Source organism: Pseudomonas sp. Marseille-QA0892 (genome assembly GCF_054950135.1).
This window is the reverse complement of the sequence record NZ_CM143104.1, coordinates 2740000-2759827: the sequence shown is the minus strand read 5'-3', so window position 1 is coordinate 2759827 and position 19828 is coordinate 2740000. Positions and strand designations below refer to the sequence as shown.

Sequence of the window (19828 nt, the reverse complement as noted above, 5' to 3'; positions counted from 1 at the left end):
TCTTTTGAAGCGGCAGGCGAGTACGAAAGCGATCGGCTGCAAGCGCACCACCGTCGAACGCTGCTACCTAAAGTAGGCCGGCAGCGATGGAGAGGTTCTTCAGAAAATGGACCCGCTGATTCTGGTCTGCAAGGTCGTTATGAAAGACCACGGTCATCAAGGTAAACGCTGCCATCGCCCAGGCGATTAGGCGGGTCTGGAAACCGATCAACAGGAAGACGCCAAGACCACTTCGATGAATACGGCACCCCAGCAAGCTACGACCGGGAAGGGCAGACCAACCGCGGCGATGCAGGCTTGCGTGGCCGCCGGTGCGGCCCGCTTCCCGATATGCTGAGCAGGATCAGTGTTGCAGGCAGGACGCGGCCGCCAGCAGCGGTACATTCGTGTCGGTACGCATGAAAGATCCTTCCTTCGGAGGCCGACCATGTGTCTGCGGGTGAGGGAAAGTCTATGCAGTACGGATCAGTTGATTAAGACGCCCTAAACGGGATTATTGTCTGCATGCAGTTGATGCCAGCGTCGCGTTTACAGCGCGGGGTCTTCAAGGAAGGCTTCCTTTTCCTCGCGATTGCCCTCTTGGAACGTCCGTAGCACCCCAAGTGCAGGGGAAGGGTCTTCCCCGCGTTCATGGGCTTCCAGTACGTTTTTCGCCAACGTAACCTCGGTCAGCGCCCACTCCGGAACGGATCGGCCCGCATCGTGAATATGATCGACAGTGGCCTGTGCATCGTCGATCAGGCGTTGGTAATCAATTGAAGCTTCAGTCATGGTCGTCTCCTTCACACCTGCCTATCACGGTAGGTTGGCTTGAGTAGCAATCGCGTCCGTACGGGCCGCGAGAATGAAATCGTTACGGTGCAGACCGGCGATGGCGTGAGTCCACCAAGTGACCGTTACGCTGCCCCACTCGGTCAGTAGACTGGGATGATGATTCTCCGCTTCGGCCAGCTCACCTATCGCGTTGGTGAACGCCAGCGCGTCGCGAAAGTTATCGAAGCGGTATCGGCGCTGGAGCTTGGGTAGGGCGCCTGGCAGTATTTGCCAACCCGGCAAATACGCCAGCAATGTGTGCTGTGCGGTCGTGTCCAGTGCAGGGCTGTCGGATCGGCACGGCTCGCAGGCCTGGTCCGCCAATGAAGGTTGACGCGCGGCAGGTTTCGCCATATTCGACGGTTCATCGATATCCTGGAGGATGCCTTCGTCATCGACGGCGAGCCGCCGTATGCGCGATGCATGTTGCTGCAGCAAAGCGCGGGCGCCCTGATCGCCGTCGAGTTGCATGAGATCCGGCCATACGGATCGGCCGAAGCTGACCGGATGGCCGGGCTGGCCCTGAAAGCACGGGACCACGATTGCGTCGGCTGACGAGGCGTCGATCACCGCTTGATAGGTGTCCGGTCGGGTCCATGGCATGTCACCGAGGATCACGGCAAGCGCTTCGACACCCTGCTGCGCGAAGACGTGGGCGGTCCCATCAGCCAGCGACGCGCCCATGCCGTGCGCCGCTCGAGGCGAAACGATGGGTGTGACACCCGGACCGGGTTGCACAACACCGTCTCCTTCCCGCACGACGACGTACGCATGGTCAAACGCGTCGCTGAGCTGATCCAGTGTGGCTTCGAGTACGGTCTTGCCGTTCGGCAATCGAGCGATACGTTTATCGCTGCCGAACCGCGTCCCGTGGCCAGCAGCCAGAACCAGCGCGACGACTCGGTGTGTCCCTTCAGAGCGCATCACGGGCCCGTCCTCGGTATACGCGGAGCACGTCAGCCACTACGGCGAGTGCGATCTCGGCGGGGGATTTGCTGCCGAGATCCAGGCCGATCGGCATGTGGATCCGGGCAATCTCCTCGGGCGTTAGCCCGCCAACGCGCGCGAGCCGTTCGGCGCGTTTGGCCGACGTTTGACGCGAGCCCATCGCGCCAATATAGAAGGCTGGCGTCCGGACTGCTTCCATCAGGGCGAGGTCATCGATACGTGGATCATGGGTCAGCGCCACGACGGCCGTCGCTTCATGGCAACATCCGGATGAAATGAACAGGGACGGCAGGACGCGCTGCATCTCTACGCCCTCCAGCTTCACGTTCTGCATCTCTTCCCGCGGATCACAGGCGATGACTTCGCATCCAATCGCCTTGGCGAAGCCGGCGCAGGCTTCGGCGACAGGCGAGAGCCCGGCCAATATGAGACGCAGGGATGGGCCGACCGAAATGGTCACCGTCTCGTCTGCAAGCGTGACCGGCTCGCTCTGGCCTGCATCCTCCAGCAGGCGCATGGCGCCGGTTGTTAGGTCGATACGGCGACGCAATCGGCGCTGCCCAAGCAGGGTGGCGTGAAGCACTTCCAGATGCGTTAGCCATTCATCGGTTGCGGCGCGGTGCTCGACGAGCACTTGCAGTACGCCGCCGCAGGGCAGCCGCAGCCGCTGGCGGTCCTCATCGGTTTCGCCGTAGCGGACGATTTGAGCGGTCGCCCGGAAGGCGCCGTCGGCGAGGCTGTCCAGGAACGCTTCTTCCACGCATCCGCCTGACAGGGAGCCAACGTGGGCTCCGTCTGCCTTCGCGACCAAAAGAGCACCCGGTGCGCGCGGCGCTGAACCGTAGGTGGACAACACCGTGCATAGCCAGATGGGCTGCCCGTCGCGTGCCCAGCTCAGGGCCTGTTCGATGACCTTGAGGTCGAGTTGCTGCATGGCTACTCCGCAGGAGTCCTGGCGCGTCGTGCCGGGAGATGTCGATTCATGGCTCGCGTATGCGTGCATCATGAGCCTTTGGCCCGCTTCGCCTGCCCGGGGTTCCCTCACACCATAAGCAGGGCTTATTCGCGGCATAACGGCGTCGGATTTGTCTACAGCGCACATCTCAGGGATAACGGATCCTTTTCCGAAGCCGCACGCTCAGCGCGGCCGAACTGAATTGGATACCAGAAGGGAGCCGTTACCCATGACCCGGATCGTATTGCTCAGTGAAGACATCGACATGATCGACGTGAGGGATGCGCTCAGGGCGCAGGCACCCGATCTGCAGGTCAGTCTCCAGGGTGAGCCCGGCGCGTTCGAGGCGGAAGTGGCCGCCTGCTGGAACCCCCCGGCCGGCAGCTTCGCGAGGATGCCGAACCTTCGCTTGGTGCATTCGATTGCCGCCGGCATCGATAACCTGCGCCGTGATCCAACGCTGCCGGATGTTCCCGTCTGCCGGATCGTGGATCCCGAGCACCGGCAGGGTATGGCCGAATACGTGCTTTGGGGCGTGCTGCATTTTCACCGTCATATGGACCGGATATTGGCCAATCAGGTGCGCCGTATCTGGGACATGCCGGCACAGCAGCCCGCCTCGGCCCGCACCATCGGTGTAATGGGGCTTGGCGCGCTGGGTGGCCACGTAGCGCAGACGCTCGCAGAAAGGGGCTTCCACGTGCGCGGTTGGGCTCGCTCCGCAAAAAAGCTGGACGGCGTGGAAACCTATGCTGGCGAGCGGTCGCTCGCGGATTTCCTGACAGGCTTGGACATGGTCGTGTGCCTGTTGCCGATGACGGAGCAGACCCGCGGCGTGCTCGACGCGCGAGCCTTCGCAAGGCTGGTGCGAGGTGCGGTGATCATCAACTGCGGCCGAGGGGAGCATGTCGTGCTACAGGATTTGCGACAGGCACTCGAGAGCGGCCAGGTTCGGGGTGCATTGCTGGACGTGTTCGAACAGGAGCCGTTGTCTTCTGACGACGCACTCTGGACGACACCGGGCGTCATCGTCACGCCGCACATCGCCTCTTGTGCGAGCCGGGAAGCGGTGGCGGCACAGATCATCGCGAACGTCCGTCGACTGGAGCGGGGTGAGCCCTTGCAGAACCAGGCGGATCCGGCGGTTGGGTATTGATAGTGCCGGCGCAACCATCATATTCGACTGGAGCGGCTCCGTCCGCATTTGCCAGGTCGCGAAGCGCTTCGCCTGTGCCAACGTTGCTTACATCCGATGGCAACCCGTTGCGGTGTCGATCATTGCGGTGGGTTACGCGTCGCTAACCCACCCTACCTGTCTGAGGCTGCGTTTCGGTGGGCGTCGTAGCGTCGTAGGGTGGAATCCCGGAGGGCTTCCACCGTTTACCTCGATTGAGTTTCCCCACGACGCAACGTATCGATCAACGCGCGAACCACTCCCGGCAGTGCCTCCAGTTCACGTACAAGCACGCTGCGCTCGCGTAATGCCCATTCTTCATCGAGCTGAACCGTCACCAGATTCATCGTCCGGCTGTGCCGGCGAGCGGCGGATTCGGGGATGATACCGATGCCCACGCCGCCCTCGATCATCCGGCAGATGGCTTCGAAGCTCGACAGCTGGATACGCATGTGCAGCTCGCGGCCGATCTTCTCCACATGGTCGCGCAGGAAGGTGAGAAGGGTGCTGCCTTCGTGCAAGCAGATGTGTTGGTAATCGAGCGTCTCGCCCAACTTCACCTTGTCCTTGCTTGCCAATGGATGGCCTTCAGGAACGGCGAGCACCAGATAATCCGTGCTGAAGTGCAGAACCTCCAGACCCGCAGCATTGACCGGCCCGGCAATAATCCCGATGTCCGTGGACCCCTCCAATACGCCGCGCACGATATCCCGGCTCAGTCGTTCCTGCAGGTCCACCGTGACGCCGGGGCGTTCGGCCAGGAAGCCGGACAGCACCTCCGGTAGAAACTCGGTCACCGCGGTGGTGTTCGCGAAGATGCGAATGCGGCCGACGTCGTCGCCCCCGTAATTCGTGAACTCGGCCTTGAGATAATCGACCTGCCGCATGATTCGTCGCGCATGAGTAAGCAGGGCCTGCCCGGCCGCGGTGAGCTCGATGCCACGGCTATCGCGATAAAGCAGACGCGTGCCCAACTGGCCTTCAAGGGCCTTGATGCGCGCACTCGCCGCTGCCGGAGACAGGAATGCCTTGCGAGCACCCTGTGTCAGGCTCGGCGATTCAGCAATGTGGATGAAGAGGCGCAGATCAGCCAGATCGAAATGCATGCAGGCTCCTTGGCCAAGAGTGTCCATTAGATACGATGGCATGGATGCGGCGCGTGGCCATGCGTGTCAGCGCTGACCGCGGACTGCCTGATGACAGCCGTTAGCGTTCGTCCCTTATGAACGCTGGGATAAGAAATTGCAAATTCACGGAACGGCCGGTGGGTTGCATGATCCGCTTAGAACAAGACGACGGACACTTCGAATGACCGATTCTTCCTACGCGCCCTGGCTTGGTAAATCCGTCGAGGCGCATGACCAGTTCAGCGTCAATCTGCTCAAGCGCATCGCCGCCACCTTCGGCGAACCGACGCCGGAACACGGCAGCGCGCTGCCGCCGCTTTGGCAATGGTGTTTCTTTCAGGAGCCGATTGCAGAATCGGGCCTGGGGGCTGATGGTCACCCGGCGCGAGGCGGGTTCCTTCCGCCGGCGGACAACCGAAACCGTATGTGGGCGGGCGGCCGAGTCGAGTTTCTATCGCCGCTGACCGCGGGCTCAGAGGCAACCTGCACATCGACGATCCAGAACGTCGAGGAGAAGCATGGCCGGACGGGTGCGCTGCTGTTCGTCACCGTACGGCATGAGTATCGCCAGAATGGTGAGCTGTGCGTGCGTGAGGAACAGGACATTGTCTACCGCGAGCCGAGCCCGCCGAAGCTCTCCGGTACCGACCCGATGCCCGACGTCGAGTGGCGCGAGGCGATCGAGCCGTCGTCGACGCTGCTTTTTCGGTATTCCGCGGTGACCTTCAACGGTCACCGAATTCACTACGACTACCCCTACGTAACTGAGACCGAAGGCTACCCAGGGCTTGTCGTCCATGGGCCGATGATCGCCACGCTGAACCTGCGTGCCTTCTGCCGCGCGCATCCCGAGGTTCGCGTCCTGCGCTTCGCCTACCGTGGCGTTCGGCCGCTTATCGCGCCGACGCCGTTCGACGTATCGGGGCGCGTCGTTTCGCCCGGCAAGGCGGAGCTCTGGGCAGGTAACGCTTCAGGCATCGCGCAGAAGGCCGAAGTCGAGTTCGAATAATCCTGAAGCGCCCACGCGAAGCGGGGCTTCCTACGTATGCGAGGCAAGGCCGATGTTCGATTACAACAATGATGAAATCAGCGCGATTCGCGAGGGCGTGCGTGGCCTGTGCGCTCAGTTTCCAGCCGAATACTGGCGCCGCATCGACGAGGAAAAAGGTTTCCCTGAAGCATTCGTGACCGCGATGACGGAAGCCGGTTGGTTGTCGGCAATGATCCCTGAGGAATACGGTGGCTCCGGCCTGGGCCTGGCCGAGGCTTCGGTGATTCTGGAGGAGGTGAACCGTTGCGGTGGCAACTCGGGCACCATTCACGGGCAGATGTACAACATGTTCACGCTGCTGCGTAACGGGACCGACGCGCAGAAGCAGTTCTACCTGCCCAAGCTCGCCAGCGGTGAGTTGCGGCTCCAGTCGATGGGCGTAACGGAGCCCACGACAGGAACCGATACCACGAAGATCAAGACCACGGCGGTCAGGAAGGGTGACAAATACGTCATCAATGGACAGAAAGTCTGGATTTCCCGCATCCAGCATTCGGACCTCATGATCCTTCTGGCGCGCACCACGCCGCTGCCGGAGGTGAAGAAGAAGGTAGACGGCATGTCGATCTTCCTCGTCGATCTGCGTGAGGCCATCGGCAACGGACTAACCGTCCAGCCCATCGCCAACATGGTCAACCACGAAACCAATGAGCTGTTCTTCGACAATCTGGAGATTCCAGCAGAAAGTCTGATTGGTGAAGAAGGCAAGGGCTTTCGCTACATCCTCGATGGCCTGAATGCCGAACGGACGCTGATCGCGGCGGAATGCATCGGCGATGGCCGCTGGTTCGTCGACAAGGCCAGCGCCTACGCCCGTGACCGCCAAGTGTTCGGGCGGCCCATAGGCCAGAACCAGGGGGTGCAGTTCCCTATCGCCGAGTCCCACATCGAAATTGAAGCGGCGGATCTGATGCGTTGGCGTGCCTGCGCTGAGTATGACAGCGGCCAGAACGCCGGGGCGAGCGCCAATATGGCTAAATACCTGGCAGCCAAGGCGTCCTGGGAGGCGGCCAATGCCTGTCTGCAAACGCACGGTGGCTTTGGCTTCGCCTGCGAATATGACGTGGAGCGCAAATTCCGGGAAACGCGTCTTTACCAGGTCGCGCCCATTTCCACCAACCTGATCCTTTCGTACGTGGCCGAGCATCTGCTCGAGCTGCCACGCTCGTTCTGATTGCTTCGTCTTGCGCGAATCCCGGAGTCAAACGTGCCCATGAAGATCAGCCATCTGGATCACCTTGTCCTGACCGTCGCGGACATCGATACCACGGTCGACTTCTACGCACGCGTGCTGGGCATGCAGGCCGTTACCTTTGGCGCGGGCCGCAAGTCGCTCGTCTTTGGCCAGCAGAAGATCAATCTGCATGAGGCAGGGCGCGAGTTCGAGCCCAAGGCTGCGACACCTCAACCCGGCTCGGCTGATCTTTGCTTCATTACCTCCACGCCGATCGAGGCGGTGATCGAGCACCTGCAGAACGAAGGTGTGGCTGTACTTGAAGGGCCGGTCCAGCGCACCGGCGCCACCGGGCCGATCCTCTCGGTCTATCTGCGTGACCCTGACCTGAACCTCATCGAACTCTCCAATCTCATCGCCGAGTGATAAGAACAATGAGCGAACACACTGAACAGCTGGCCGCATTTCTGGCGGACCTTACGTTCGAGCAGATCCCCGACACCGTGTTGGCGCGTGCTGAAGATCTGTTTCTGGATTGGCTGGGGTCGGCGCTGGCCAGCCAGGGGGCTCATCCGATTCCATTGTTCGAGCGTTACGCCCGGAAGATGGGGCCTGCCGAGGGCCGCGCGCGCATCCTGGTCAATGGCAAGAGCAGTAGCGCCTACTTCGCTGCACTCGTCAATGGCGCAAGTTCCCACCTCGTTGAGCAGGATGACCTGCACAACAGCTCGGTGCTACACCCGGCCACGGTCGTGTTCCCCGCGGCCCTCGCAGCTGCGCAAGACCTCGGCAAGAGCGGACCGGATCTGCTGCTGGCATCTGTTGCAGGTTATGAGGCAGGCATCCGGATCGGAGAATTCCTTGGCAGATCGCACTACCGCACCTTCCACACCACGGCGACTGTCGGCACGCTGGCCGCGGCCGTTGCGGTTGGCAAGTTGCTCGACTTCGACCGAGAGCAGTTCATCAACTTGCTCGGCAATGCCGGGACTCAAGCCGCCGGGCTTTGGGAGTTCCTCCGCGATGCTGCCGACTCCAAGCAGCTGCACACGGCGAAGGCCGCGGCGGATGGGCTCCTTTCGGCTTACATGACCGAGGAAGGGCTGACTGGTGCACGCAACATCCTGGAAGGTGACCAGGGCATGGCTGCGGGTATGTCCAGCGATGCCGATCCACGCAAGTTGTCCGATCGCCTGGGCGTTCGCTGGGCGCTTCCGGAAACGTCGTTCAAATACCACGCATCGTGCCGCCATACGCATCCGGCTGCTGATGCACTGCTCGACCTCATGGGGCGAGAGGGCTTGCGGGCGGGCGATATCGAACGCGTCGTGACGCGTGTCCATCAGGGGGCCATTGACGTGCTGGGCCGAGTTGTCGAGCCGCAAACGGTGCATCAGGCGAAGTTTTCGATGGGTACCGTGCTGGGCCTGATTGCCGTGCATGGTAGCGCTCAGCTCACTGAATTCCGCGACCAGTCACTGACCGATCCACGCGTGGCGGCCTTCCGGCAGAAGGTCGTGATGGAGCTTGATCCGGAGGTCGATGGTGCTTATCCAGCGCGTTGGCTGGGGCGGGTCACGGTAACCACCACCGATGGACGAACGCTGGTTGGGCGCATTGATGACCCCAAGGGCGATCCCGGCAATACCCTGAGTCGCGCTGAGCTGGAGGACAAGTTCCGCCGCCTGGTGGCGTTTTCAGGTGCCCGTAGCGGCGATGAGGCCGGTGAGCTGATCCAGCGCGTCTGGCAGCTGCGCCAAAGCGCAAACCTTGACGCGATCGCTTGATCGACCCAAACAGATCTCACGCTGGCTCGCATACCGAGCCAGCCGGAGCAGAGGTAGAACACATGAACCATTCGCTCAGCCCGCGCCCACTGGACGGCATTACCGTCGTGAGCCTCGAACATGCGATCGCCGCGCCTTTCTGTACCCGTCAGCTTGCCGATCTTGGTGCACGGGTCATCAAGGTCGAGCGACCCGGTGTAGGCGATTTCGCGCGTGGCTACGATGAGCGCGTCGATGGGCTGGCCTCCCATTTCGTCTGGACCAACCGGTCCAAGGAAAGCTTGAGCCTGGACCTCAAGCAGGACGAGGCCAGAAAGATTCTCGACAGCCTCCTGGGCGATGCAGACGTGCTGGTGCAGAACCTGGCGCCGGGTGCAGCGGCGCGAATGGGCCTTTCGTTCGACGACCTGCACGCCCGCTACCCGCGCCTGATCGTTTGCGACATTTCCGGCTACGGGGAGGGCGGCCCGTACGAGAAGAAGAAGGCCTACGACCTGCTGATTCAAAGTGAAGGCGGTTTTTTATCAGTAACCGGTGGGCCTGGCGAAGACGAAATGGCCAAGGCCGGTTGCTCGATCGCCGACATTGCCGCTGGGATGTACGCGTACAGTGGCATTCTTTCGGCACTCCTGCTCCGCGGCAAGACGGGCGAGGGGAGCCATGTAGATGTCTCCATGCTCGAAGGGCTCGTCGAGTGGATGGGCTACCCGATGTATTACGCCTACGAAGGCGCACCGCAGCCGCCCCGTGCCGGGGCGTCGCACTCGACGATCTACCCCTACGGACCCTTCCAGGCGGGGGATGGCGGCACCGTGATGCTGGGCCTGCAGAATGAGCGCGAGTGGCAACTGTTCTGCGAGAAGGTCCTTCTGGATGCATCGCTCGCGGCAGACGAGCGCTTCGCGGCCAACTTCAAACGTTCCGAAAACCGCGATGCGCTCAAGGCAATCATTCTCGACACATTTTCCACGCTGACGGCGGATGAAGTCATCGCGCGCCTGGACGAGGCGCAAATTGCGAACGCGCATGTGAACGACATGGCCGGCGTGTGGGCACACCCGCAGCTCAAGGCGCGTCAACGCTGGACGGAGGTCGGCAGCCCGATTGGGGCAATTCCGGCGTTGCTACCACCCGCACGCAACGCTGCGTTCACGCCACGTATGGACCCTGTCCCTGCGCTGGGCGAGCACAGTCAGGCGCTGTTGAAGGAACTGGGCTACGGCGACGCTGATATCGCAAGACTAAAAGACCACGGCGTGATCTGACGGAGACGTTGATCTCGATCCAGCACAACCGGACAAAAGGACGCTTCATGAGCCTGAAAACGATCCGAACGGCCCTGTTCGTACCCGGAAGTCGACCCGAGCGCTTCACGAAGGCACTGGCCAGCGGTGCAGATGCCGTTATCGTCGACTTCGAGGATGCTGTCGAAGCGTCACTCAAGGCACAGGCGCGCACGGATCTTGGTGCCTTCCTACAGGCCAATCCCGCTGTCCGCGTCCTTGTTCGCGTCAATGCACCGGACCATGCCGAACACGCAGCGGACCTGGCGTTCTGCCGCGAGCAAGCCGGCGTTACCCATGTTGTGCTCCCGAAGGCGGAAACATCGGAGCAGGCGGCCACCGCTGCCGGGTGCGGCAAGCCCGTGTGGCCCATCGTAGAAAGCGCCAGGGGCCTTGTGAATCTTCCGCACATCGCGGCCACCCCAGGGGTCGAACGACTCAGTTTCGGTGCGCTTGATCTGGCGCTGGACCTGGGATTGAACACGGGTACCGCCGCAGCGGCCGTCATTCTCGACCAAGCGCGCTACCAGATTCTCGTGCACTCACGTACGGCAGGGTTGCAGGCGCCGCTCGATGGGGTTCATCCGGCATTCGATGACGTGGAAGGCTTGCGGACTGTCACGCGGCACGCCCGCGACATGGGTTTCGGCGGTGCGCTGTGTATCCACCCGCGCCAAGTCGATGCCATCCATCAGGCGCTGGCGCCTGATGCTGAACAGCTCGACTGGGCCAGACGCGTCATCGATGCCGGCAAGGGCGCAGCAGCGGCGTATACGGTCGATGGCCAGATGGTCGACGCACCCGTCCTCGCGCGCGCGCAGCAGCTATTGGCATTGGCGGGGGAGCGTTAGGCCACCCAGTTCGGCGTTCACGTGCTGTGAATGCCTGCTTATCGAAATGCGGATGGCTCGCCCTGTGTGGTGTAGGCATTCTGAAAAGACGCAGGGGATCGGCTTGCTTCCGCCGATCCCGAAGTGAGTGTCGATTACTACAACAACAATGAGGTACCACCCATGCTGAAGCCCTTGGTTCGCACGTTCGCGTGTGCGCTGGCCTTGTCCGCCGCTGGTTTCGTTCACGCGGCAGACCCCATCGTCATCAAGTTCGCCCACGTCGTTGCGGAGCATACGCCCAAGGGACAAGGGGCGGAGATGTTCAAGAAGTTGGCCGAGGAGCGGTTGCCAGGGCGGGTAAAAGTCGAGGTGTACCCGAACTCGTCGCTATTTGGTGATGGCAAGGAGATGGAGGCCCTGCTGCTCGGCGACGTCCAGTTGCTGGCGCCGTCCCTGGCCAAGTTCGAACCCTATTCGAAGCCCATCCAGATTTTCGACCTGCCTTTTCTGTTCGATGACATGGCTGCCGTGGACCGCTTCCAGGGAAGCGACGCGGGCAAGGGCCTGCTTCGCAGCATGGAAGACAAGAACATCACCGGTCTGGCTTATTGGCACAACGGGCTGAAGGTCCTGTCCGCGAACAAGGCACTGCATGAGCCGAAGGATGCGCGCGGTCTGAAGTTCCGAGTGCAGGCGTCCAACGTGTTGGAAGAGCAATTCAAGGCGGTCCGCGCCAACCCGCGCAAGATGAGCTTCGCCGAGGTCTACCAGGGCTTGCAGACCGGTGTCGTCAACGGGACCGAGAACACCTGGTCGAACTACTTCAGCCAAAAGGTGCATGAGGTGCAGCCGTTCTTCACCGAGTCCAACCATGGCCTGATCGATTACATGGTCATTACCAACACCAAGTTCTGGAACGGGCTCCCGAATGATGTGCGCGGTGAGTTGGAGAAGATCATGGCGGAGGTGAGCGTGGAGGTGAACAAGAAAGCCGACGCGCTGAACGTCGAGGCGCGTAACGCCATCGCCAAGGCCGGAACCAGCGAGATCATCGAGCTGACGCCCGAAGAGCGCAATCAATGGCGCGAGGCGATGCGCCCCGTGTGGCAGAAGTTCGAGGGCGAGATTGGTGCGGATCTGATCAAGGCGGCTGAGGCATCCAACCAGGCGCAGTGATCACGCACGCAACGGCATAAAGAGCGGGCACGGTGTCCGCTCTTTTCATTGTTGGGGGAGCGGGGGTAGAACGTGAATATGTCAGCCGCCCCAGCGAGGCAAACGAATGGATGTCAGCGAAGCGCTCGAGCGCCGCAATAGCACACGGGTGTTTCTTGGAGCGCCTGTCGACACGACCCTTATTCGCGAACTTCTAGGGCGCGCCGCCCGTTCGCCATCGAGCGGCAATCTCCAGCCGTGGCGTGTGCATATCCTGTCGGGCGACGCACTCGAGCGGTTCAAGTCCGTCATCGCCAGTCGGATCGAAACCGACCGCGAAGCCGATGCGCCGGACTACGCCGTATACCCCGCCCCCCTGGAGGAACCCTACCGAACCCATCGGTATACGATCGGGGAAGACATGTACCGTCTGCTGGACATCAGCCGCGATGACAAGGCGGCCCGGCGGGCCTGGTTTGCCCGAAATTTTCAGTTCTTCGATGCGCCCTGCGCGGCATTCTTCTTCGTCGAGCGCAGTATGGGCCCGGGGCAATGGGCGGATCTGGGGATGTTCGAACAGAGTCTTATGCTGCTGCTGGCTGAGAACGGCCTGGGCAGTTGCGCGCAGGCGTGCTGGACGCGCTATCACCATACCGTGTCGGCCTTCCTGAAAGTGCCCGCCAGCTACAGGCTCCATTGCGGCATGGCCATCGGCTATCCCGATCCGGACGCCGCGGTGAACTCATTGGTGAGCCAGCGCATGGATGTCGATGCGTTTTGTACGTTTACAGATGAGTGACCGCAGGTTTCTGCTCGCCGCGCTTGCGGCAAGCGGTCACGACAGAGAACGCACCAGCAGGCGAGGTCGCGAACGTTTGAGGTAAGCGGTGGATTACGCCTGCGGCCAATCCACCCTACGTTCTGAACAGAATAGTGGGGCGGAATCCCGAAGGGCTTCGGCCGGAACCGCGGATTCGTGTGACGGACGCACCTATGCATCTCTCATAGTCACGACGTTTTCCGAGGTAAACGGTGGATTACGCCTACGGCTAATCCACCCTACGGTGTGATTCACGTGCAGCACTGAATAGTAGGGCGGAATCCCGAAGGGCTTCGGCCGAACCGCGGATTCGTGTGACGGACGCACCTATGCATCTCTCATAGTCGCGACGTTTTCCGAGGTAAACGGTGGATTACGCCTACGGCTAATCCACCCTACGGTGTGGATCCATGTGCAGCACTGAACAGTAGGGCGGAATCCCGAAGGGCTTCCGCCGGAACCGCGAATGCACGTGATTGACGCAACTACGCCTACAGGTGAGCGTCTGGAGTGTTTAACCGAACACCACCTTGGCCACGTCCGTGAAGCGTTTTGCGAAGTGAACCGTCAAGCCTTCCTTGAGGTAATCAGGTAGCTCTTCGAAATCGCCGCGGTTGGCGTCCGGCATGATCAACTCGTAGATCTTCTGACGCCGCGCCGCGATGACTTTTTCCCGAACGCCGCCGATGGCGAGCACCTGACCGGTGAGGGTGAGTTCGCCGGTCATGGCAATGTTCTTCTTCGGCACCTGATTGCGTGCCAGGGAGAGCAGGGCGCTCGCCATGGTAATGCCAGCGCTCGGGCCGTCCTTCGGTGTGGCACCTTCCGGTACGTGCAGGTGTACGAACGCCTGATCGAAGAACTTCGGGTCACCCTTGAATTGCTTGAGGTGCGAGGCGATGTAGCCATACGCAATCTCAGCCGACTCCCTCATGACATCGCCGAGCTTGCCGGTCAGCTTGAAACCGCGGTTCAACGTGTGGATACGCGTGGCCTCGATCGGAAGGATCGCACCGCCCATGCTCGTCCAGGCAAGACCGGTGATGATGCCGATGCCGGAAAGAATCTGTTCGGGGCGCCAGAAGGGCATGCCCAGATGATCCTCGAGGTCTCGCGTACCGATCTTCATCGGCTTGGTGTCCTCAGGATTCTCCAGCAGCCGTACGACCGATTTGCGGACCAGCTTGCCAAGCTGTTTGTCCAGCTGCCGCACACCCGCTTCGCGCGCATAGCCTTCGATCAGCGCCTTGAGCGCGCTATCCGAAATTGACAACACGCGTTTCGGAACCCCGGCTTTCTCAAGCTGGCGAGGCCATAGGTGCTTCTTGGCGATCGCCATCTTCTCTTCGGTGATGTACCCGGAGAGGCGGATGATTTCCATACGGTCGAGCAGAGGTCCCGGAATCGAGTACAGGGTATTGGCGGTACAGACGAAGAGTACCTTGGACAGGTCAAGGCGCATGTCCAGGTAATGGTCGAGGAAGTTGACGTTCTGTTCCGGGTCGAGCGTTTCGAGCAATGCCGACGCCGGGTCGCCCTGATAGCTCTGGCCCAGCTTGTCGATCTCGTCGAGCATGATCACCGGGTTCATGACTTCCACTTCACGCAGTGCCTGCACCAACTTGCCAGGCTGTGCGCCAATGTACGTACGACGATGCCCCTTGATCTCGGCTTCGTCTCGCATTCCGCCTACGCTGAAGCGGAAGAACGGGCGTCCCAGTGATTCGGCCACTGACTTGCCGATGCTCGTCTTGCCCACGCCGGGCGGGCCTACCAGCAAGACGATGGAGCCGTCGATTGAGCCCTTATAGGCCCCGACAGCCAGGAATTCAATGATGCGGTCCTTGATGTCATCAAGCCCGGCGTGGTGGGAATCCAGCACCTTGCGCGCATGGTTCAGGTCGAGCTTGTCCTCGCCGTAGACGCCCCATGGCATGGCTGTCGCCCAGTCCAGGTAATTGCGCGTCACCGCATACTCGGGCGACCCGGTTTCAAGAATGGAGAGCTTGTTGAGTTCTTCTTCGATGCGCTTCTCGACCTGCTGCGGCAACTGTTTGCCTTCGAGCCGACTGCGGAATTCATCGGCGTCGGCGCTTCGGTCATCCTTGGTGATGCCGAGCTCTTGCTGGATGATCTTGAGCTGCTCCTTCAGGAAGAACTCACGTTGGCGCTCGCCGATTTTCCGATTGACCTCAGCGGACAACTCTTTCTGCAGGCGAGCGACTTCCACTTCCTTACGCAACAGCGGGAGGACCTTCTGCATGCGCTGCAGGATCGGAACGGTATCGAGGATTTCCTGCAACTGGGCGCCGGGCGTATTGGTCAGCGCAGCGGCGAAGTCGGACAGCGGCGAGGGGTCGTTAGGGCTGAACCGGTTGAGGTAATTCTTGAGTTCCTCGCTGTAAAGTGGGTTTAGCGGCAGCAATTCCTTGATCGCGTTGATCAGGGCCATGCCGTAGGCCTTCACCTCATCGCTGGCGTCGGAGTTGTGCTTCGGATAGTCGACCTCCACCAGGTAGGGCGGCCGATGCCGTTTGAGCCAGCCACGAATGCGCACCCGGGAAAGCCCCTGCGCCACGAACTGAAGCTTGCCGTTTTCCCGGGTTGCATGGTGCACGCGCACCAACGTCCCGTGCTCGGGCATCGCATCGATGTCGAGATGGCGAGGATCCTCGGGTGGGTTCTCCATGAAGAACAGGGCGAGGGAGTGGTGATCGGTCTTGGCCACCAGCTCCAGGGTCTCGGCCCACGGTTCTTCGTTCACGATTACAGGCAGCACCTGCGCTGGAAAAAAGGGCCGGTTCTGGATCGGGATCACATACAGCTTGTCCGGCCAGGATTGGCCCGGCAATGCCAGCCCGGTGCTGGGCTGGGTAATGACGTCTTCAACGAATTCGGGGTTGATGTCCTGATCGCTCATGGAGGCACCTTTCGACATGGTTGCTACTTAGATGCGTCGTCCGCGTGATGATTTCAATGGCGGCCTTTTCACCCTAGGGGCTCTTTCGGGTTTCGTCGCGTCCAAATGCTTCGCCGAAAGGGCGTCAGGCGGCTACAGCGGGGCGAGGACGCTGGTGTTGACCTGACAAATCCTGCAACGCAGGAAGCGTCGATTGGTTGCAGCTGCTCGAAGATAGGTGGCCATATTGGGCATGAGCGATACCACGCTCAGGCGCACGCGTTGCGTCGTATCAGGCTGTAAAAACAGTGTGCCGTGGAGTAGAGTGCGCGAAATATTTTCCCTCCCGCCTCATGCTCAACGCCCGCCTCATGCGCCTTGACGCGCAACGCCACGAACATGCTCACCCCTATCATCAACTGGTGCTCTCCCTCGCGGGGCGCGCCGAGTTCGACGTGAATGGACACGGGGGCGAGGTGTGCCGCATGCGGGCTTGCCTGGTACCGGGCAATGCGGAGCATGCGTTCGCCGGTGTCGGAGACAACCAGATGCTCATCGTGGATATCGATGAAGAGGGCCACGGGCAAAGCGATCTGGCGTCACTGGAACGTCTATTCGACGTACCGCGATATCCGAACCTGGATGCTGATTTCCACAATCTGCTGGGCTATGCAGGCGCCGAACTGGCTCGTTTTGGCAGCGATCCTCTGCTGTCCCAAGCGCTCGGGGGTGTATTGCTGCGTGCAATTCATGTGCGGCTCTTTGGCCAACCGGCCCCTCAGCGGCAGGCCGCGCTGGACCTCGAGCGGCTTGATATGCATATCAAGGGAAACCTTGCACGGCGTATTAGCGTGGCTGAAATGGCGCAGGTGGTATGCCTGAGCCCGAGCCATTTCCATGCACAGTTCAAGGACAGCGTCGGGCTTACACCCCACCAATACCTTCTCAAGCTTCGTCTGGACCGAGCGTCGAGGATGCTGCGCGAGAGCCCACTACCGCTCGTGCGAATAGCAGAAGAATGCGGGTTCTCCAGCCAGAGTGCACTTACGACCGCGATGCGCCGGTACATGGGACTGACGCCCAAACGCATGCGTGGCCCTTGCCCGCCGCACGTTGTAGCGGCAGAGCCGATCATGTAGCCGTGTGCGGAATGAAAGCTGCATGACGGCTCCGTCATTCAGAGCCTATTGAAAGCTCAACCGGTCGGTTATCCGTTCGATTGCACCTCTTGCAACCCATGATGATAGCTACCGATGATCGGGTGATACCGTGTATTGATCGCGACATCGAAAAGGTGCAACCTTGGCGCGATGCGTGGCGCGCGCTGGTTGCGCTGCGTGGATGTCGGGCATAGTTTTCAGAAAAAACTCCATAGGGTTTTGTAAGAAAGAGGCTGCGAACTGCCACTACAGTCCGGCGCTTCATTCAACGTGGTGCCAGGGTGCCCAGCCCTTGCAACAGCCACATTCGGGCTTTGCGTCCGTATTTATCAGGCCGGCGATGCCTTGCCGAGCTCATAACAAGAAGGGAAGGGTCATCCATGAACTGGAGCAATCCAACACTGGTCACGTTTGTGATCTACATCGCAGCGATGCTGTTGATTGGCTTCGCCGCCTATCGCGCCACTAAAAACTTCGACGATTACATTCTTGGCGGCCGTAGCTTGGGTAGCTACGTGACGGCCTTGTCGGCGGGCGCTTCTGACATGAGCGGCTGGCTGCTTATGGGCTTGCCGGGTGCCATTTTTGCGGCAGGGCTGTCCGAGAGCTGGATCGCCATCGGATTGATCGCCGGCGCCTGGTTGAACTGGCTGTTCGTAGCGGGCCGCCTGCGTGTGCATACTGAGCACAATCACAACGCGTTGACGCTTCCTGACTACTTCACCCATCGTTTTGAAGATACCAGCCGCCTGCTGCGCATTTTCTCGGCGCTCGTCATCCTGGTGTTTTTCACCATCTATTGCGCTTCGGGCGTCGTGGCCGGTGCACGTCTCTTTGAAAGCACCTTCCAGATGAGCTACGGCACCGCCTTATGGGTCGGCGCACTTGCCACGATCGTCTACGTCTTCATCGGTGGCTTTCTGGCTGTCAGCTGGACCGACACGGTCCAGGCGACCATGATGATTTTCGCGCTGCTGATCACTCCGGTCTTCGTCATCCTCTCGATTGGTGACTACGACGCGGCACTCACCACGATCCAGACAAACGTGCCGGCGGCATTCGACATGTTCGACGGGCTGTCCTTCATCGCGATCATTTCGCTACTGGCGTGGGGCCTTGGCTACTTTGGTCAGCCGCATATTCTGGTGCGCTTCATGGCGGCCGACTCTGTGCGTACCATCCCGGCTGCACGTCGTATCGGCATGACCTGGATGATCCTGTGCCTGGGGGGCGCGGTAGCTGCCGGCTTCTTCGGCATTGCCTACTTTGCCGATAACCCGGGCGTTGCAGGTCCGGTGCGCGAAAATGGCGAGCGGGTCTTTCTGGAGCTGACCCAGTTGCTGTTCAACCCATGGATCGCAGGCATCATCCTTTCCGGTGTTCTCGCAGCTGTCATGAGCACGCTTAGCTGCCAGCTTCTGGTCTGCTCCAGCGCGCTGACCGAGGATTTCTACAAGGCCTTCCTGCGTAAGGGTGCCTCCCAGAAGGAGCTAGTCTGGATAGGTCGCCTGATGGTGCTGCTGATTGCCCTGGTTGCGATCGCCATCGCGTCGAACCCGGAAAGCAAGGTTCTGGGGCTCGTCTCGTACGCCTGGGCAGGCTTTGGCGCGGCGTTCGGTCCGGTTGTGCTCTTCTCGCTGCTGTGGAAGGACATGACTCGTAACGGTGCGCTGGCTGGTATGGTCGTAGGCGCCGTCACGGTGATCGTCTGGAAGAATTTCATCGGGCTTGGCCTGTATGAAATCATCCCTGGCTTCATTCTCGCGAGCATTGCCATCGTGCTGTTCAGCAAGGTAGGCGCACCGGCGTCTGCATCGACACGTGCACGTTTCGATGCAGCCGAGAAGGAATATCAGGAAGCGAACATCTAAGCGCTAGATCGCTCCATGAAGGCCCGCCTCGAAACAGGCGGGCCTTTTTCGTTGGGCTAGTGCCCGGAGTACCGCTGTAGCGGCGATGCGCGTGGTCCAGTGATCTGCTCCTAACCGAGCCGGCACGCAATGTGCCCGCCTGAATCAATCCTCATTCCCAAGCTGATCCCCCGCAGAGCAGGAGGTGTTGCGTGGATTGCGGCGGAACGGGATTGCCGCTCTGTTTCAAATTCGCGGTAATGCCTTGCCGTCAGAAAGTCGTTAATACGTTAAACCCTTGATCAGCATGGGTTTCCAGGATTGGCACGCTCGTTGCTCTGTCCATGGTGTCCACCCGTTCAGTCAAAGGTCTGACGCCATGACTATCAGCTTCGATAGCGCACTCGGCATTCATGAAAAGGCACTGCACTTCCGCGCGCAGCGCGCCGAGGTACTCGGCAACAACCTCGCCAATGCCGACACGCCGCACTACAAGGCGCGCGATCTCGACTTCAAGGCCGTGCTTGCTCAGGAGGCCGACAAGGCGTCGGGTCGTTCCGGCCACTTTGCCGCCTCTACCACCAATGCCAGGCACATCGCCATGGACGGGGCCGAGATGAATATTGCGGACCCTGCGCTGCGTTTCCGCATCCCGACCAACCCCGCTCTTGACCAGAACACGGTCGATGCGCAGGTCGAGCAGGCGAACTACGCCGAGAACGCACTGCAGTTCCAGACGAGCTTCACGCTACTCAATAGCAAGTTCAAGGGCCTGATCACGGCCATCCGAGGAGAATGA

Annotated in this window: 18 protein-coding genes and 1 pseudogene; 12 read left to right on the top strand and 7 right to left on the bottom strand. The window is 60.8% G+C overall.

Going from position 1 to position 19828, the window contains the following annotated elements; genetic code table 11:
* Window positions 1-67: 67 nt before the first annotated feature.
* From ACY8D3_RS12830 to ACY8D3_RS12810, 5 genes and pseudogenes are all read right to left on the bottom strand, one after another.
* Entirely contained in the window at window positions 68-211 is a 144-nt protein-coding gene (locus ACY8D3_RS12830) for a hypothetical protein (RefSeq protein ID WP_462379159.1), read from the bottom strand.
* 317 nt (window positions 212-528) lie between these two features.
* Window positions 529-771 (bottom strand): hypothetical protein, encoded by a 243-nt coding sequence (locus tag ACY8D3_RS12825; RefSeq protein WP_462379158.1) that lies wholly within the window; start codon window positions 769-771, stop codon window positions 529-531.
* A 24-nt stretch (window positions 772-795) separates the two neighbouring features.
* Window positions 796-1167, bottom strand: coding sequence for a 4a-hydroxytetrahydrobiopterin dehydratase (locus ACY8D3_RS12820; RefSeq protein WP_462384368.1), 372 nt, complete (start codon window positions 1165-1167; stop codon window positions 796-798).
* 126 nt (window positions 1168-1293) lie between these two features.
* Window positions 1294-1737, bottom strand: a pseudogene (locus ACY8D3_RS12815) (nucleotidyltransferase family protein); the annotation flags it as partial.
* A complete protein-coding gene (locus ACY8D3_RS12810; RefSeq protein WP_462379157.1) occupies window positions 1727-2695 on the bottom strand; it encodes an XdhC family protein in 969 nt (322 codons plus the stop codon). The gene ACY8D3_RS12810 and the pseudogene ACY8D3_RS12815, both read right to left, overlap by 11 nt.
* 250 nt (window positions 2696-2945) lie before the next feature.
* On the opposite strand from ACY8D3_RS12810, the gene ACY8D3_RS12805 reads away from it, so the two are divergent.
* Entirely contained in the window at window positions 2946-3872 is a 927-nt protein-coding gene (locus ACY8D3_RS12805; protein ID WP_462379156.1) for a 2-hydroxyacid dehydrogenase, read from the top strand.
* A 224-nt stretch (window positions 3873-4096) separates the two neighbouring features.
* Here the strand turns inward: ACY8D3_RS12805 and ACY8D3_RS12800 are convergent, their stop codons facing one another.
* Window positions 4097-4996: a LysR family transcriptional regulator gene (locus ACY8D3_RS12800; protein WP_462379155.1), complete on the bottom strand. Its 900-nt coding sequence runs from the start codon at window positions 4994-4996 to the stop codon at window positions 4097-4099.
* Between the two features lie 202 nt (window positions 4997-5198).
* Between ACY8D3_RS12800 and ACY8D3_RS12795 the strand changes: the two genes are divergently transcribed.
* The 8 genes from ACY8D3_RS12795 (at window position 5199) to ACY8D3_RS12760 (ending at window position 13099) form a co-directional block, all read left to right on the top strand.
* On the top strand, window positions 5199-6026 hold the full coding sequence (locus tag ACY8D3_RS12795; protein WP_462379154.1) for an HTD2 family dehydratase: 828 nt from the start codon (window positions 5199-5201) through the stop codon (window positions 6024-6026).
* A gap of 52 nt (window positions 6027-6078) precedes the next feature.
* Window positions 6079-7242, top strand: coding sequence for an acyl-CoA dehydrogenase family protein (locus ACY8D3_RS12790; protein ID WP_462379153.1), 1164 nt, complete (start codon window positions 6079-6081; stop codon window positions 7240-7242).
* Window positions 7243-7281: 39 nt separating this feature from the next.
* Window positions 7282-7668 (top strand): VOC family protein, encoded by a 387-nt coding sequence (locus ACY8D3_RS12785; protein WP_462384366.1) that lies wholly within the window; start codon window positions 7282-7284, stop codon window positions 7666-7668.
* 8 nt (window positions 7669-7676) lie between these two features.
* Complete coding sequence (locus tag ACY8D3_RS12780) at window positions 7677-9029, top strand: MmgE/PrpD family protein (RefSeq protein ID WP_462379152.1); 1353 nt, start codon at window positions 7677-7679, stop codon at window positions 9027-9029.
* 62 nt (window positions 9030-9091) lie between these two features.
* A complete protein-coding gene (locus ACY8D3_RS12775; protein ID WP_462379151.1) occupies window positions 9092-10294 on the top strand; it encodes a CaiB/BaiF CoA transferase family protein in 1203 nt (400 codons plus the stop codon).
* Between the two features lie 47 nt (window positions 10295-10341).
* The gene (locus ACY8D3_RS12770; RefSeq protein WP_462379150.1) at window positions 10342-11163 is read left to right on the top strand and encodes an HpcH/HpaI aldolase/citrate lyase family protein; all 822 of its coding nucleotides are present in this window, start codon (window positions 10342-10344) and stop codon (window positions 11161-11163) included.
* Window positions 11164-11325: 162 nt separating this feature from the next.
* The gene (locus ACY8D3_RS12765) at window positions 11326-12321 is read left to right on the top strand and encodes a TRAP transporter substrate-binding protein (RefSeq protein WP_462384365.1); all 996 of its coding nucleotides are present in this window, start codon (window positions 11326-11328) and stop codon (window positions 12319-12321) included.
* Between the two features lie 106 nt (window positions 12322-12427).
* Window positions 12428-13099: a nitroreductase gene (locus ACY8D3_RS12760; protein WP_462379149.1), complete on the top strand. Its 672-nt coding sequence runs from the start codon at window positions 12428-12430 to the stop codon at window positions 13097-13099.
* A 535-nt stretch (window positions 13100-13634) separates the two neighbouring features.
* Here ACY8D3_RS12760 and lon read toward each other — a convergent pair.
* The gene (gene lon, locus ACY8D3_RS12755) at window positions 13635-16040 is read right to left on the bottom strand and encodes an endopeptidase La (protein WP_462379148.1); all 2406 of its coding nucleotides are present in this window, start codon (window positions 16038-16040) and stop codon (window positions 13635-13637) included.
* Window positions 16041-16372: 332 nt separating this feature from the next.
* Between lon and ACY8D3_RS12750 the strand changes: the two genes are divergently transcribed.
* The 3 genes from ACY8D3_RS12750 to flgB all read left to right on the top strand — a co-directional run bounded on the left by ACY8D3_RS12750 (window position 16373) and on the right by flgB (window position 19828).
* Window positions 16373-17158, top strand: coding sequence for a helix-turn-helix domain-containing protein (locus ACY8D3_RS12750; RefSeq protein ID WP_462379147.1), 786 nt, complete (start codon window positions 16373-16375; stop codon window positions 17156-17158).
* 401 nt (window positions 17159-17559) lie between these two features.
* Window positions 17560-19050 (top strand): sodium/proline symporter PutP, encoded by a 1491-nt coding sequence (gene putP / locus ACY8D3_RS12745; protein WP_462379146.1) that lies wholly within the window; start codon window positions 17560-17562, stop codon window positions 19048-19050.
* 358 nt (window positions 19051-19408) lie between these two features.
* Window positions 19409-19828, top strand: a complete 420-nt coding sequence (gene flgB, locus ACY8D3_RS12740; RefSeq protein ID WP_462379145.1) for a flagellar basal body rod protein FlgB — start codon at window positions 19409-19411, stop codon at window positions 19826-19828.